A 14661-nucleotide genomic window follows, 5' to 3' on the forward strand; every position below is an offset into this window, starting at 1 on the left:
ACTCCCTCGGGTTAATTTCCCCAGGGACTTTAATTAGTGCTTGATCGGACGGTCAAGGCGGAGACCGCGGCCACGAGACGGTCGACGTCCGACTGGTCCGTGTACGGCGCGAGCCCGGCGCGGACCGCGCCGGCCGGACCGAGACCGAGGTGCCGCGCCGGCTCGTAGGCGTAGAACGATCCTGCCGGGGCATTCACGCCGGCTGCCGCCAGCCGCTCGGCGACCTCGGACGGAGCGTGGCCCTCGACGCTGAAGAGCAGGGTCGGCGTGCGGTGCGCGGCGTGCCCGTGGAGAGTGACGCCCGGGATCGCCCGGAGGCGCGCTTCGAGGTCGTCGCGGAGGGCGTCCTCGTGCTGCTCGACGGCCTGCAGGGAGCTGGCGAGGCGCTCGCGGCGAGTGCTGCCGGTGCCGGCGAGACCCGCGATGAAGTCGACCGCCGCAGTGGTACCGGCGAGGAGCTCGTACGGCAGCGTCCCGAGCTCGAAGCGCTCCGGTACGGCGTCCGTCGACGGGACCAGCTTGTCGGGCTTCAGCGTCTCGAGCAGCTCGGGCGCGGCAGTGAGCACCCCGAGATGCGGACCGAAGAACTTGTACGGCGAGCACGCGTAGAAGTCGGCGTACCGCGCGTCGACCGGGGCGTGGGCGGTCAGGTGCACGCCGTCGACGTAGATCAGGGCGCCGGCCTCGTGGACCTGCGCGGCGATCCGCTCGGTGTCGGGGCGGGTGCCGAGGAGGTTCGACGCCGCGGTGACCGCGACCAGGCGGGTGCGGTCGGACAGCAGCGGGGCGATGTCGTCGAGTTCGGACGTCTCCGGGTCGAAGCTCAGCCACTTGACAGTGGCCCGGGCCGCCTCGGCCGCCTGCACCCACGGACGGACATTCGCGTCGTGGTCGAGGCGCGTGACGATCACCTCGTCGCCCGGGGACCACGTCTTCGCGAGGGTGCGCGAGAAGTCGTAGGTGAGTTGCGTCATGCTGCGGCCGAACACGATGCCCTGCGCGCTCGTGCCGAGCAGATCGGCCATCGCCTGACGGGCGTTCACGACGATCTCGTCGGCGCGCCGCTCGGCGGCGGTCAGCTGGCCGCGGTTGGCGAGCGCGGACGTCATGGTCCGCGCGACCGCGTCCGCGACGGCCTGCGGGGTCTGCGACCCGCCCGGACCGTCGAAGTGCGCCGCGCCCTCGTCGAGCGCGGGGAACTGCTTGCGGACCGCCACCACATCGAAGGCACCCATGAGCGTCATCCTTTCACCCCACCTGTCACACAACCCGGGATCTGCCCGAATGCGGATAAAAATGCGCGAACTGTCGGAACTGTAGTGCAGGATGTCAGGAGTGAGCACGGTGACGACTCCTGACAAGGCCCCGGTGCGGGCCTGGCTTCCGATCATGGTGGCGCTGGCCGCGATCTGGGGCTGCAGCTTCCTGTTCATCTCGGTCGGCGTCCGCGAACTGCCGCCGCTCTACCTGGCGCTCGGCCGGGTGATCGCCGGCTCCGCCGTACTCCTCGCGATCCTGGCGGTGAAGCGCGAGCCGCTGCCCCGGGATCCGCGGCTGTGGGGACATTCGTTCGTCGTCGGCGCGATCGGCTCCGCGATCCCGTGGACCCTGTTCGGGTACGGCGAGCAACGGATCCCCTCGCTGCTCGCGGGTATCTGGAACGGCATCACCCCACTGATCGTGCTGCCGATCGCGGTCCTGATCTTCCGGACGGAGACGTTCTCGCTGCAGCGCGGGCTCGGTCTGCTGATCGGGTTCGCCGGGATGCTCGTCGTGCTCGGCGCCTGGCGGGTGCAGGGCGGCGCGGACCTGCTCGGGCAGGGGCTGTGCATGCTCGCGGCCGGGTTCTACGGACTGGCCATCCCGTACCAGAAACGGTTCCTGGCCGGTACGACGCTGTCCGGGACGGCCCTGTCCGCGAGTTTGTTGCTCTGCGCAACCGTGCAGCTCGCGATCGTCGCGCCGCTCGTCACCGGACAGGCACCGCCGGCGCCGTGGTCCCTGTCACCCGAGGTGGTGTTGAGCGTCGTCGCCCTCGGAGCGCTCGGGAGCGGTCTCGCCTTCGTGCTCAGCATGCGCAACATCCGCCTGATCGGCGCGAGCCGGTCGTCGATGGTCACCTACCTGATGCCGATCTTCTCGATCGCCGTCGGCGTGATCGTCCTGCACGAGCACATCACCTGGTACCAGCCGGTCGGCGGCCTGGTGGTCCTGCTCGGCGTGGCTGTCTCCCAGGGCGTCCTGACCTCGCGACGCCGCAAGCCGGTCGTCGCCACCCAGGCGCCGGCCACCACCTGAACCCGGACCTCCACCACTCACCAACCCGCACCGATGGGCGAACCGGCGCGCAGGCGAGTCTGAGGTGCCCGGGTTCGGCTCGGTTGCTGAGTGGTGGAGATCCGCGTCAGCGGCTGCGCAGGTTGGGGATCGCCGCGACGATCACGGCGACCAGGGCGAGGAGGGTGCCGGCGACGACCGTCGTGGTGATCGGCTTGTCGGCGACCGGCAGGAACATGTCGATGACCAGGCTGGCGATCAGTTGGCCGGCGATCGTGCCGAGGCCGAGAACGAACACCCCGACGACGCGGACCACTGCGGCGGCAGCGCTGATGAAGATGACGCCGCAGGCACCGCCGAGGTAGAGCCAGGGCTCGCTCGGCAGGTGCCGCGGCGCGCCGCGGAGCGCGAGGTCGACGAGGAAGACGATCAGCAGCGCGGCGAATCCCACCAGGAAGTTCACCACGCCGGCCGCGACCGCGCCGTACGCGTCGGTCGACGCGGTCCGCGCGACCCGCCCGTTGATCGCCTGCTGTACGGCGGTGCCGACGCCGGCGAGCGCGGGCAGGACCGCCAGCAACAGACCATCGGGATGGCTCAACTGCTCCGACACCGCGAGCCCCACGGCGACGAGCGCGATCAAGGCACCGAGGACCCGGACAGCGGTGAGCGGCTGCGGACCGGCCGGACCGAAGCCGAGACGGTCCACGACCAGGCTGCTGATCGCCTGCCCGGCCACGCCCGCGACCAGGAACACCGCGACACCGATGACGGACACGGTGATCGACTGCGTCGCGACGAGGAACGCGCCCGCGACTCCGCCGAGGCACTGCCACCAGCGCAGACCGCCGTACCCCCGCATCGGCGTCCGGATGGCGTGCCAGACCCGGCCGAGCCCGCGGCGAACCGGCGGTACTACCGCGGTCGCGATCAGCAGGATGAGCAGGCCGGAGCCGAACGAGATCAGCGCCGCCGGGATCCCGTCGCCGAGCAGGCCGCCGAGTTCGCCGTTCAGGCGGGACTGGATCGCGACCAGCATGCCGATCCCGAACGCCGCCGCCAGGCCGATGACCTGATGGTTCCGGGTGGACGCTGCCGGACGCGTCGCGGTTGTTGTCACGTCACAATCATGACCGTTCGGACGGTAGCGCCTGACAGCAGGTCCGGATTATGACCGCCGGATCAGCGCCAGGTACATCGCGTCCGTCCCGTGCAGGTGCGGCCACAGCTGCACGTCCGGCCCGTCGGCCAGCTCCGGTACGCCGGGGAACAGCGGCCGCGCATCCTCCAGCGCAGCGTCGGTACGCCGACCCAGGACCGCATCGACGACCGCACGCGTCTCGTCGGGATGCGGCGAGCAGGTCACGTACGCGACGACCCCGCCCGGGCGAACCGACTTGATCGCCGAGTCGAGCAGTGCCTCCTGGAGCGGGCGAAGCTCCTCGACGTCGGCCGGCGTGCGGCGCCAGCGGGCCTCCGGACGGCGACGCAGCGCACCCAGGCCGCTGCACGGTACGTCGGCCAGCACGCGATCGAACGAACCCGCCGGCCACGTCGGCTTCGTCCCGTCCCCGACCAGCACCTTGTGATTGCCCGGAATCGCCCGCAAGTTCTGCCGCACGAGATCCGCCCGGTGCTTGAGCGGCTCGACAGCGGTCAGTTGCCCGTCACGCTCTTGCACCAACGCCGCGAGCAACGCCGACTTGCCACCCGGCCCCGCGCACAGGTCGAGCCAGTTGGAATCGTCACCGTCGACCTTGGCCGCGGCCAGCGCGAGCGCGACGAGCTGCGAGCCTTCGTCCTGTACGCCGGCCCGCCCGGTGGCGACCGCTTCGATCCGACCCGGATCACCACCACCGTCGAGAACCGCGCCGTACGGCGACCACCGTGCCGGCGCCGCACCGGCGGCCACCAACTCGTCCACGTCGGCCAGCCCCGGCCTCGCCACCAGCGTCACCCGTGGCGGCTCGTTGTCGGCCACGAGCAGATCTTCCAGACCGTCGTCGAGCACCCGGTCGAACGCCTCGATCACCCACCGGGGGTGCGCCTCCGCGATCGCGAGATGACCGAGCGGGTCCTCCGCCATCGTCGGAGCCACGGTGGCGATCCACTGGTCGAGCGAGCGTTGGCTGATCTTCCGCAGTACGGCGTTCACCAGACCGGTGCGCTTCTGACCGAGCTCGGAGCGGGTGAGCGTAACCATCTCGTCCACCGCGGCGTACGAGTCGACGCGCATGTTCAACAGCTGGTGGGACCCGAGTCGCAGCAGGTCGAGGAGCTCCGGGTCGAGATCCTCCAGTGGACGGGAGACGCTGCGCGCGAGGAACGCGTCGTACGTGCCCTGCCAGCGGAGCGTGCCGTGCACCAGCTCGGTGCAGAACGCGGCGTCCCGGCCCGAGAGGCGGGCCTCGCGGAGCGCCTTGTTGAGCTCGAGGTTCGCGTAGGCCCCCGCCGCGGTCACCTGGCGGATGACCCGGTACGCGACCCCGCGGACCCGATCCGGCCGGCGCTGCGGACCCCGGTTGCGGGGCGAACGGTCGCTCACCCCAGCCGGTCCTCGTCGGTCAGCCGGATGCCGCGGGCCCAGTCGGCGGCCGCCATCGGCTTCTTGCCCTGCGGCTGGACCGTCACGAGCTCGACCGCCTTGCTGCCGGTGCCGGCCGTCACGCTCGACTTCGTCGCCCGCAGCTCGCCGGGCTTCAGCTCCTCGTCGGTCAACCGGACCTTGAGCACCTTCAGCCGCTCGCCGCGGAACGTCGTCCATGCGCCGGGCGCCGGGTTGCACCCACGCACCAGCCGGTCCACCCGCTGCGCCGGCGCGCTCAGATCCAGCTCCGCGTCCTCGACCGTGATCTTCGGCGCCAGAGACACCCCGTCGCTCGGCTGCTCCCGCGCTTCGAGGACGCCGGCCTCGATGCCGTCCAGCGTGTCGACCAGGAGCTTCGCGCCGGAGACCGCCAGTCGATGCAGCAGATCACCCGCCGTGTCCTCCGGACCGATCGGCTCGGTCAGTACGCCGAACACCGGGCCGGCGTCGAGCGCCTTCACGATCCGGAACGTGCTCGCGCCCGTCACGTCGTCACCCGCGATGATCGCGTGCTGCACCGGCGCCGCCCCACGCCACGCGGGCAGCACCGAGAAGTGCAGGTTGACCCACCCGTGCCGCGGGATGTCGAGCGCCGCCTGCGGCAGCAGACCGCCGTACGCGACGACCGGGCAGCAGTCCGGCGCGATCTCCCGCATCCGGGCCAGGAACTCGGGGTCACTCGGCTTCACCGGCTTCAGGATCTCGATCCCGCCGAGCTCCTCGGCGTACTGCGCGACCGGCGAGGCGACCAGCTTGCGGCCGCGGCCGGCGGGGGCGTCCGGCCGCGTCACCACCCCGACCAGTTCGTGGCGGCTGGCAACGATCGCCTCGAGGGCGGTGAGCGCGGGTTCCGGCGTACCGGCGAAGACGACTCTCACAGACCGAATCCGTTCATCGGGTGGGGCGAGACCTTGACCTGCGGCGGACCGGCGAGGCCGGACCATTCGGCTTCGCGGATCGCCTTCATCGCCTGCTTGCGGGTCTCGCGGTCGAGCCGGTCGACGAACAGGACGCCGTCCAGGTGGTCGGTCTCGTGCTGGATACAGCGGGCGAGCAGGTCCGAGCCCTCGATCACCACCGGGTCGCCGTACATGTTGAAGCCCTTGGCGATCACCGACAGGGCGCGGCGGCAGTCGAAGGTCAGGCCGGGGATCGACAGGCAGCCCTCGGGACCGAACTGGTCCTCGGTGGACAGTGTCAACTCGGGGTTGATCAGGTGCCCGAGCTCGCCCTCGACGTGGTACGTGAACACCCGCAGGCCGACGCCGATCTGCGGCGCGGCCAGACCGGAACCAGGCGCGTCCTGCATGGTGTCGGTGAGATCGGCGACCAGGCGGCGCAGCTCGGCGTCGAAGTCGACGACCGGCTCGGCCTTGGTGATCAGTACGGGGTCGCCGAACAGGCGGATGGGTTGGACCGACACAGACTCTCCACACGGGTTCCACGGACCGGGACCGAGCAAGTCTAGTGCGCGGCCGCGCGGGATTCAGGCCCCAGGCCCCCTCCCCATCGTTGCCTCAAGCACGTACTGTGGTCCCAGGCGTACCCTCAGTCACTGCCGTCACACGCCGCACGGGAGACCCAATGCTCACTGCAGCACGGGGGGCAACTCTGATCCTCCTGGGCGCACTGCTTGCGCAGGCGCCCCTCACCGCCCAGGCCTACCAGCCGCGCCAGCCGGAGTTCCGCGCGAACCCGACGCCGGCGACACCTACAGGCACACCTACAGACACACCTGCTGGCACACCTGCTGGCACACCTGCTGGCACACCCACGGAACCGTCCACGACGCCCACCCCCACGTCGTCGCCCACCGTGTTGCCCAGCCGCGTGACCCCGTCCCCGTCCACGACGCCCAGTGCGACGGACGAGCCGGTCGCGCGGACCTGGAGTGACGTGGTGAAACAGGTCACGGAGACGTCGCCGGGTGATGTCCAGCTACGGTCCGCGGACCAGTCGGCGCAGGCCGCGTCGATGCTGCGGTGCTTCAAGCTCGATACCGAGAACTACTGCCTCGGGCTCGGGTTCGTCGAGCAGGTGCCGACGGGTGCCCAGCGGCACGCCCTGATGAGCGAGCCGACGACCGAGCCGAGCCTGCGCGCGTCGGACGAGGCCGGGACCGAGCAGGACATCCCGACCGGTGACCTGACGCCGGCCACGTTCGTCGAGCAGCGCGCGGCACTGCCGAAGAGCCAGCGGGTCACGGCCGAGCTCGACGAGATGCAAGCCGCGTGGAGCGGCCGCGAGAAGGCCCGCGAACTCCGCGAGATCGCGCAGGCGAACACACCGCCACCGAACCCGGAAGCCCCCGCCGCGACACCGCAGCCGAGCGACACGACGCCGGCGCAGGCACCGACCGCGACTCCGACGACGACACCGGCGGTTGCGCCGACGCGGACTGCTCCGACGGTCGGGCCGTCCACTCCGGTGCCGTCGCAGACTCCCGCGGCTCCGGTGGCCGCGCCCGCGTCGGCGTACATCATGAAGGGCTTCCAGACCTCGCAGGAGAAGGGGTACTGGTGTGGTCCGGCGACGTTCCAGTCGATCGACTGGGCCGACGACAAGCAGAAGGACACCCAGGCGTCCTGGGCCAAGGACCTCGGCTCGACCACCGGCGGGACCGCGATCTCCGCGATGGTGAAGCAGACGAACGCGAAGACCGCCTGGCCGAAGGCCGCCGGCCCGTACATCGTGCAGAACGTGAAGGGCTGGAACTCGCAGACCTTCTTCGAGGTGCACCAGAAGCATCTCGGCGTCTACAAGGCCCCGGTGATCGAGCACGTCCAGCTGCTCAAGCGGTACTTCCCGTACCTCGCCTTCAACCACAGCGGTCACTACCAGGTGGGCCGCGGCTACAACAAGGCGAACGGGACGATCGCGATCTTCGAGGTCTTCAACGAGCGCCGCTTCAACAGCCGCGGCAACGTCACCGACGGCCCGCGGAACATCCCGGCGAGCGCCCTATTCAACGCCACGCTGGCCAACTCGTTCCAGAACATCGGCCTGTGATGCGTCGCCGTACCGTTGCTCTAGGCACTCTTCTCGTCCTGGCCGTGGCCGGCTGCTCGTCCACCAAGGAGGCGGGCCCGGCCACGACGCCGTCACCAACGCCTACGCCGACGCCGTCACCGTCACCAACGCGGCCGAGCGACACGGGGACGGCGGTGCCTGGCTGGACCGCCGTCCTCAAGCAACCCGTCGACGGCCAGCACCTCGTCACCCAACAGACCAGGTACGTCGTCACGCGCGGCAGCGACGAGGCGGGGACGACCACAATCACCGCCCGCGCCGGCAAGAAGGTTGTCGTCCGGCACGTCCCAGCGGCAGGTTTCGTGGCCCAGTCCCCCGTCGTCATCGACGACCACTGGGCCCTGATCCAGGACATCCGATCCGACGGCCCGGACCCCCAGATCAAGATCGTCCGCTACGACCTCACCACCGGCAAGGCGACCACCCCGACCGGACTCCCGCCCGTCTCCGAACCCGAGATCGGCGCGTACAACGGAACCTTCGCGTACAGCTCGACCGACGCGAAGAACCGTTCGTGCCTGATCGTCGCCGACCTGGCGACTCTCAAGGCACGCCCGGTGACCTGCGTCGCCGCACCCGGGTACGTCGCCGACCCTGTGGTGTCGGCCGACGCGGTCACCTTCAGCGAGATCACCGCACCCGAGACGGCCCGCCGCTGCAAGCGGATCCTCACCGCGCCGCTGACCGGCGGCGCGGCCCGTCCGGTGCCGGCGGCGACCGATTGCAACCAGTGGAGCGGCGCGACGGTCGCCGGCGCCACCGTGTGGTCGGAGGTCGGCGCCACGGACCCCGACCAGTACCAGAGCAAGGCGTACCTGCGGGAGTCCGGAGACTCCCCCGCCCGCGCGCTCGGCACCATCGTCACCGACACGATTCTTGCCTGCGGCAACTGGATCCTCTGGGAGACCCGCACGGTCAGCGCCGCGGGCGAGGAGACCTACCAGATCAATCGCTGGCGCCACGGTCTCGCCGCACCCCAACGGATGTACGCCGCCAAGTCCGGCGTGGCACTGACCCCGATGACCTGTCAGGCCAACACGGTGTACGTCGAGGCGGCGTACCTCGCGAGCACACCGACATACACCGAAACGATCTCGGCAGCAGTCTGACTACCAGCGGGCGTGCCGGATCCGCACCCGGCCGAACCCGACCGCACCGGTGATCCGGATCCGCGGACCGGTGCCGGCGGACCCACGCGGCGGCTTGTACTGCGAGTCCTTCCAGGTCGTGTGCAGGCCCTCGAGCTCGACGACCGCGTTCCGCGGCACCCGGATCTTCGCGCCCCCGGTGCCGAGCCGGAGCTCGATGTCGACCTCGTGGTGCTCGAAGATCGCCCGGGACAGATCGAGCCGGACCCGGCCGAACGCGGAGTGCACCTTCAGCGTGCGCGGGACCCGCCAGACCCCGGCGCGCGAGATCCGCCCGGACGCCGCGCCGATCGTCGCCGAACGCCCGGGGTCCGGGGCCGGAAGTGACCGCAGCGCCCGCTCGATCTCCCGCTTGGTCCGGGCGCTCAGCACCTCGTGCAGCCGGGCGTCCATCTCCTCGTGGGTGAGGATCCCGTCGGTGTAGGCCTCCTGCACACGACGCACAGCGGTGTCGCGATCCGCATCCCCGACAGCGGGCGAGCGGTCTCCAGGCACAGGGCTCACAAATCCACTGTAGTACCGCTACACGGCCAGGCCGCGGGCCCGGAGTTGCGCGCGAAGATCGGCCGCGCCGGTGAAGACCTCGGCGTCGATGCCGACCGCGCGAGCGCCGTCGACGTTGTAGGCCATGTCGTCGGTGTAGAAGGTGTGCGCGGGGTCCAGTCCGAAGCGGTCGAGGAGGATCCGGTAGATCTTCTCGTCCGGCTTCGCCGTCTGCTCGACACCTGACACGACCTCACCGTCGAAGTGCGTGAGGATCGGGAACGCGTCCTTCGCCACGCCCCACTTCTCGCCGGAGAAGTTGGTCAGCGCGTACGTCGGCACTCCGAGCGCCTTGAGCTCGGTGAGGACCGCGGCGGTGTCCTCGAACACGCCCTTCACCATCTTCAGCCAGCCCGTGTCGTACGCCTCGATCCACTCGGCGTGCTCCGGGTGCAGACCCTTCAGCTCCGCAACCGCCTCGGCCCATGTGCGGCCCTCGTCCTGCTTGTGGTTCCAGGCCGGCGTGGCCACGTTGGTCAGGAAGTGCGAACGCTGCTCCGCGTCGGGAATCAGCTCGGTGTAGAGGTAGTCGGGGCTCCAGTCGAGCAGCACCCCGCCGATGTCGAAAACCACCGCGTCGATCGTCATGTCCGCAACCCTAGTGGGGCACGAGACATGGGTTGCGGTCGCCGTCGTCGTGGTGACGGCGACGACCGCTCACCTCAGGCGGTCGCCGAGTTTGCTGCAGCGCGGGCGTGCAGCGCCGGCGCCAGCGAGTACTGCCCGATGAAGATGACGACACCGAGGACGGCGCAGCCGAGCCAGGTCGCCGTAGGCCCGAGGTACTCGAGGGCGTTCGTGCCCGCGAGCGGACCGATCACCGTGCCGACGCCGAACGCCATCCCGGACAGGCCCAGGTAGCGCCCGCGCAGGTCGATCGGCGCGAGGTCGGCGAACACCGCGCCGATCACGGCGGCGAACCCGATCTCGCCGATCGTCCACACGACCACCGACAGCGCGTACCCCCACCAACTGTGCACGACCGCGCCGATGCCGAAGCCGAGCCCGACGACGAGCATCGAGGCCGCCAGCAGCTTCGGCCGGTCGAGCTTGACCATCCACTTGCCGAGGAAGGGCTGGATCAGCACGATCACGACGCCGTTCAGCGCGATCACGAGACCGTACGTCCGGGACGACAGGCCGTCTCCCGACATGGCGAGCGGCAGGGTCGAATAGCCCTGCATGTAGATGGTCGCGTAGCCGATCTGGATCAGGATCATCAGCAGGAACACTGTGTCGCGCGCGACGACCGGCAGGAGTGCCCGGCGTACCGCGTCTTCTTCCAGGGCCGGGCGACTCTCCGGCACCATCGTCCAGATCACCAGACCGGCGATCACCGACGTGGCGGCGTTGACCCAGAACAGCAGGCCATAGCCGAAGGACGCGAGAACGCCGGCGCTGACGGTCGAGACCGAGAAGCCGAGGTTGATCGCCCAGAACAGCAGACCGTACGCGCGGACCCGCTCCGTCGGCTGCAGCAGGTCCGCGACCGTCGCCTGGACCGCGGGCCGGAACAGGTCGCTGAGCAGACCGACCAGGAAGGCGGTCACCCAGATCAGCGCCATCGAACGGGCGGACCCGAGCAGGATCAGCGCGGCGCCGGTGCCGAAAAAGCAGATCAGCATCGTCACCCGGCGGCCCACCCGGTCGGCCAGCCAACCGCCGACGAGCTGCGCGCACACGGACCCGGCGCCGACGGCAGCCGCGACCGCTCCCGCCGTACCGGCGGAGAGGTGACGGTCGTGGGTCAGGTAGAGGACGAGGAACGGTTGCACGAAACTGCCGAGCCGGTTGACCAGCTGGCACACCCACAGCGCCCAGAAGGCCCGCGGCAGGGCGGTGGCTCCAGGGGTCGTGACTGCGGTGGCTGCGCTCATGGAGACAACTCTCCGTGGCCCGCCGGCGGTTGTCGACGATTAGGGTCAGGACTAATCTGGTCCGGTGATCACGATCAGGCTGAGCGCCGGCGACGTCGGGCGGATCCGGTTCGCGCTGTCACCGGTCTGGGAGGCGGTGACCAGCGTGCGGGCGCTGAGCAACAACACCGCGCGCAGCGTGCACGGGCCGTGGCTGCAGAAGGTCCGGCCGACCATCGAGGGCGACGACCTGACGTTGCTCAGGGCCCTCATTCCGTCGTCCGGGTACATCCCCGACTTCCTGACCCCGGCGCCGCCGCGGCGCTCGACGAGCCTGGAGTCGGGTCTCGCCGCGATCGCCGCGACGCCGCACGAGCTCGTGGTCGACGAGCTCGGGAAGCTGCACACCGATACCCCGCACCCGGTGCTGCCCGAACTGATCGCGCACCCGGCGAAGGCCCTGGAGCGGATCACGTCGGCGCTCGAGTCGTACTGGCGGCGTGCGATCGACCCCGACTGGCGGCGGATGCGGTCGCTGCTGCAGGAGGACCTCGCGTTCCGGATGGAGGAGCTCGCCAGCGGTGGGATCGAGCGGCTGTTCCGCAACCTGCACCCGTCGATCCGCTACAGCAGCGACCGGATCGAGATCGACCGTCCGTTCTGCTGTGACGGCGAGCCGATGGCCGGGCAGGGCGTGCTGCTGGTGCCGTGCGTCTTCACCTGGCCCGCCGGACTGGCGGTGACGGGAGCCCCGCACGTACCGACGATCACCTACCCGCCACGCGGCCTCGGCCGGTTGTGGGAGGACCGCCAGGACACCACGGACTCCCCGCTCGCGGACCTCGTCGGTCGCACCCGAGCCGCGATCGTCAGCCACCTGGACCTGCCGATGTCCACTACGCACCTGGCCAACCAGCTAGGCGTCTCGGCCCCGACCCTCAGCGTTCACCTGAGCATCCTGCGCAACGCCGGCATCGTCGACTCCCGGCGCGACGGCCGAGCTGTTCTCTACCACCGCACGTCTCTGGGCCATCAGTTGCTGACCGCGGCAACTCCCCTCACCGCTTCCGCTTGATCAGCCGAAGCTCGGCGGATCGATCTGGGTGCGGACCGTGCCGGGATTCTTCTTGGTGGCGCGTGCCGACTGGGCCTCTTTGAGAGAACGGACCAGGGTGGTGCCGTGGGCGCGCGGGGTGCGGACGACCGCACGGACGGACTCGTCGTCGACATCGACCGGGCCGAGGACCTCCAGACCGGTGGATGGAGGCATCAGGTCGCGCAAGCGGGCGATGAGGTCGTTGACGGACTCACTCGGGCCGGTCAGCTCCGCAAGCTTCGCCGCGGGCGCCAGCCGAGCGGTACGGCGTTCCTCGATCTCACGCGTCGCGTACCCCTCGGGACTCCACCGGACGATCGCCTGCAGCGGAAGCGCGGACGGGTCGCCGACGAGGATCACGGTGCCGCCCTCACGGGCCGGCTTGACCAGTGCGGCCGCGTTGAACCACCGGCGTACCGCTTCCTCGGGGGCGCGGAGGTCGGGGCGGGCGAGCATCAGCCACGTGTCGAGGAGCAGCGCGGCGCTGTAACCATCCGCGGCGACGGGCTCCGCGCCGGGGGTACTGACGATCAGCGCCGGCGCGTCCGACACGGCGTCGAGCATGTTGTCGCCACCCGACGTCCGCACCACGACTCCCGGGAACGCGCGCCCCAACTCCTCCGCCGTACGACGTGCTCCGATGACCGCCGCGCGCATCCGGGTGTCACCACACTCCGGGCACCGGTGATCGGCCGCCGGGCGCCCGCAGACACTGCAACTCGCCGGCCCCGATCCCCCGGTACGGCGCAACGTCCCACCGCACGTCGCGCATCGCGACGGCGCCCGGCACGTCTGGCACACCAGACTCGGCAGATAACCGGCCCGCGGCACCTGGACGAGCACCGGCCCCGAGCGCAGCCCGTCCCGCGCGATCTCGAAGGCCCGGTGCGGCAACCGCGCCGCCCGCGCGCTCGGATCGCGCGCCAGGTCGATGTCCGACTCCCCCGCGATGTGCACCGCCGGCGCCGCCGCGCGGATCACCGACCGGTCCGCGATCAGCTCGTGCGCGAACCCGGACTCGATCAGCGCCGCCGCCTCCGCGGACCGCGCGAACCCGCCGAGCAACGCCGCGCACTTCTGCCGGAACGCCCGCAGCAGCAGGACCTCGCGCGCATGCGGGTACGGCGCGCGCGGCTCGGCGTACGACTCGTCGCCGTCGTCCCAGATCGCGACCAGCCCGAGATCGGAGACCGGCGCGAACGCGGCCGCCCGCGTCCCGATCACGACCCGCGCGCAGCCTCGCAGCGCGGCCAGGAACGACCGGTACCGCGCCGTCGGGCCGAGATCCGCCGACAGCGTGACGAAGCCGGATTCGCCCAGTACTTCGGTGCAGGCCGCCGCGAGCCGCTCGAGGTCCCGCGCGTCCGGTGCCAGCAACAGCGCGCCCCGCCCGGACGCCGCGCACACCGCCGCGGCCTGAGCGAAGGCGAGCGCCCAGTCGGCACCGGGCACGGCGGTCCAGACGGCGCGTGGCGCTTCACCGCGCTCGACCGCATCCAGGAAGCCGGCCGGGTACGGCGTCCACTCCGAACGTGACGTCGACACCGGCGGGCGCGGCGGCTGATCGCAGCGCAGCGGCTCGGCCTCGACCTTCGCGTGGCGTGGCGGCACCGCCAACCGGGTGACGTCCGCGAGGACTCCGGCGTACCGATCCGCGACCGCTCGGCAGAGGTCCGCGACCTCCGGGGTCAGCACGCGCTCCGGGGAGACGACCTTGCGGATCCGGACGAGCTTGCCGTCGTGGTCGGACTCGTCGAGCCGCTCCAGCACGAACCCGTCGAGATCCTTACCGGCGAAGCGGACCTTCACCCGGGCACCGGGCTGCGCCGCCGTGGCCATGTCCTCGGGCACGAGATAGTCGAACGGCCGATCCAGATGCGGCAGCGAGACATCCACCGCGATCCGCGCCACCGGCAAGGTCGCGGTGATCTCGGCCGGTTCTTTCGTCCGCGACCTGCGAACGGTGTCCCGCAACAGCGTCAGCTGCTCCGGCGCGTCTCCGTTCGATGTCACCGGGAAACTCTAGTCGGCCGCGAGGACAGGACGGCGGAAGCCGGCGCCGGCCTGTGGACAACTCAGGACGTGCAGCGGCCCGGCCGCCGGAGCAGCAGGGCCGTGCGGGAC

General features: G+C 70.7%; 13 protein-coding genes. 4 read left to right on the forward strand and 9 right to left on the reverse strand.

The window, feature by feature from the left end:
- Nucleotides 1–29: 29 nt before the first annotated feature.
- Nucleotides 30–1235: a cysteine desulfurase-like protein gene (locus ACFYRH_RS37965; RefSeq protein WP_387785151.1), complete on the reverse strand. Its 1206-nt coding sequence runs from the start codon at nt 1233–1235 to the stop codon at nt 30–32.
- 109 nt (nt 1236–1344) lie between these two features.
- Here ACFYRH_RS37965 and ACFYRH_RS37970 point away from each other — a divergent pair, with 109 nt between their 5' ends.
- Complete coding sequence (locus ACFYRH_RS37970) at nt 1345–2298, forward strand: DMT family transporter (protein ID WP_387785152.1); 954 nt, start codon at nt 1345–1347, stop codon at nt 2296–2298.
- 106 nt (nt 2299–2404) lie between these two features.
- On the opposite strand, the gene ACFYRH_RS37975 is transcribed toward ACFYRH_RS37970, so the two are convergent.
- Genes ACFYRH_RS37975 through def form a run of 4 tightly spaced genes read right to left on the reverse strand, consistent with a single transcriptional unit; the run spans nt 2405 to nt 6287 of the window.
- Nucleotides 2405–3397, reverse strand: a complete 993-nt coding sequence (locus ACFYRH_RS37975; RefSeq protein WP_387785153.1) for a DMT family transporter — start codon at nt 3395–3397, stop codon at nt 2405–2407.
- A 48-nt stretch (nt 3398–3445) separates the two neighbouring features.
- Nucleotides 3446–4822 carry an RsmB/NOP family class I SAM-dependent RNA methyltransferase gene (locus ACFYRH_RS37980; RefSeq protein WP_387785155.1) on the reverse strand — a complete coding sequence of 459 codons (1377 nt, stop codon included), beginning with the start codon at nt 4820–4822 and terminating at the stop codon, nt 3446–3448.
- A complete protein-coding gene (gene fmt, locus ACFYRH_RS37985) occupies nt 4819–5742 on the reverse strand; it encodes a methionyl-tRNA formyltransferase (protein ID WP_387785156.1) in 924 nt (307 codons plus the stop codon). The genes ACFYRH_RS37980 and fmt overlap by 4 nt, the downstream gene beginning before the upstream one ends.
- Nucleotides 5739–6287 carry a peptide deformylase gene (gene def / locus ACFYRH_RS37990; RefSeq protein WP_387785157.1) on the reverse strand — a complete coding sequence of 183 codons (549 nt, stop codon included), beginning with the start codon at nt 6285–6287 and terminating at the stop codon, nt 5739–5741. The genes fmt and def overlap by 4 nt, the downstream gene beginning before the upstream one ends.
- Before the next feature lie 476 nt (nt 6288–6763).
- Between def and ACFYRH_RS37995 the strand changes: the two genes are divergently transcribed.
- Both ACFYRH_RS37995 and ACFYRH_RS38000 read left to right on the forward strand, forming a co-directional pair.
- A complete protein-coding gene (locus tag ACFYRH_RS37995) occupies nt 6764–7873 on the forward strand; it encodes a C39 family peptidase (RefSeq protein WP_387785158.1) in 1110 nt (369 codons plus the stop codon).
- Nucleotides 7873–9003 carry a hypothetical protein gene (locus ACFYRH_RS38000; protein WP_387785554.1) on the forward strand — a complete coding sequence of 377 codons (1131 nt, stop codon included), beginning with the start codon at nt 7873–7875 and terminating at the stop codon, nt 9001–9003. Before ACFYRH_RS37995 ends, ACFYRH_RS38000 begins: the two co-directional genes overlap by 1 nt.
- Here ACFYRH_RS38000 and ACFYRH_RS38005 read toward each other — a convergent pair whose 3' ends face one another.
- The 3 genes from ACFYRH_RS38005 to ACFYRH_RS38015 form a co-directional block, all read right to left on the reverse strand.
- Nucleotides 9004–9546, reverse strand: a complete 543-nt coding sequence (locus tag ACFYRH_RS38005) for a DUF1707 domain-containing protein (protein WP_387785160.1) — start codon at nt 9544–9546, stop codon at nt 9004–9006. It lies immediately after the preceding gene.
- Between the two features lie 18 nt (nt 9547–9564).
- The gene (locus ACFYRH_RS38010; protein WP_387785162.1) at nt 9565–10173 is read right to left on the reverse strand and encodes an HAD family hydrolase; all 609 of its coding nucleotides are present in this window, start codon (nt 10171–10173) and stop codon (nt 9565–9567) included.
- Between the two features lie 74 nt (nt 10174–10247).
- Entirely contained in the window at nt 10248–11462 is a 1215-nt protein-coding gene (locus ACFYRH_RS38015) for an MDR family MFS transporter (protein WP_387785163.1), read from the reverse strand.
- A 64-nt stretch (nt 11463–11526) separates the two neighbouring features.
- Here ACFYRH_RS38015 and ACFYRH_RS38020 point away from each other — a divergent pair, with 64 nt between their 5' ends.
- Nucleotides 11527–12516 carry an ArsR/SmtB family transcription factor gene (locus ACFYRH_RS38020; protein ID WP_387785165.1) on the forward strand — a complete coding sequence of 330 codons (990 nt, stop codon included), beginning with the start codon at nt 11527–11529 and terminating at the stop codon, nt 12514–12516.
- Here the strand turns inward: ACFYRH_RS38020 and ACFYRH_RS38025 are convergent, their stop codons facing one another.
- The gene (locus ACFYRH_RS38025) at nt 12517–14550 is read right to left on the reverse strand and encodes a primosomal protein N' (protein WP_387785166.1); all 2034 of its coding nucleotides are present in this window, start codon (nt 14548–14550) and stop codon (nt 12517–12519) included.
- Between the last annotated feature and the right edge of the window lie 111 nt (nt 14551–14661).

Source organism: Kribbella sp. NPDC004875 (assembly GCF_042873375.1).
GTDB lineage: Bacteria > Actinomycetota > Actinomycetes > Propionibacteriales > Kribbellaceae > Kribbella.

Excerpts from the sequence above, each read along its gene's own strand:
- ACFYRH_RS38000 (WP_387785554.1), top strand. The coding sequence starts at position 7,873 with ATGCGTCGCCGTACCGTTGCTCTAGGCACTCTTCTCGTCCTGGCCGTG.
- ACFYRH_RS38010 (WP_387785162.1), bottom strand. The coding sequence starts at position 10,173 with ATGACGATCGACGCGGTGGTTTTCGACATCGGCGGGGTGCTGCTCGAC.
- ACFYRH_RS37965 (WP_387785151.1), bottom strand. The coding sequence starts at position 1,235 with ATGGGTGCCTTCGATGTGGTGGCGGTCCGCAAGCAGTTCCCCGCGCTC.
- ACFYRH_RS38015 (WP_387785163.1), bottom strand. The coding sequence starts at position 11,462 with ATGAGCGCAGCCACCGCAGTCACGACCCCTGGAGCCACCGCCCTGCCG.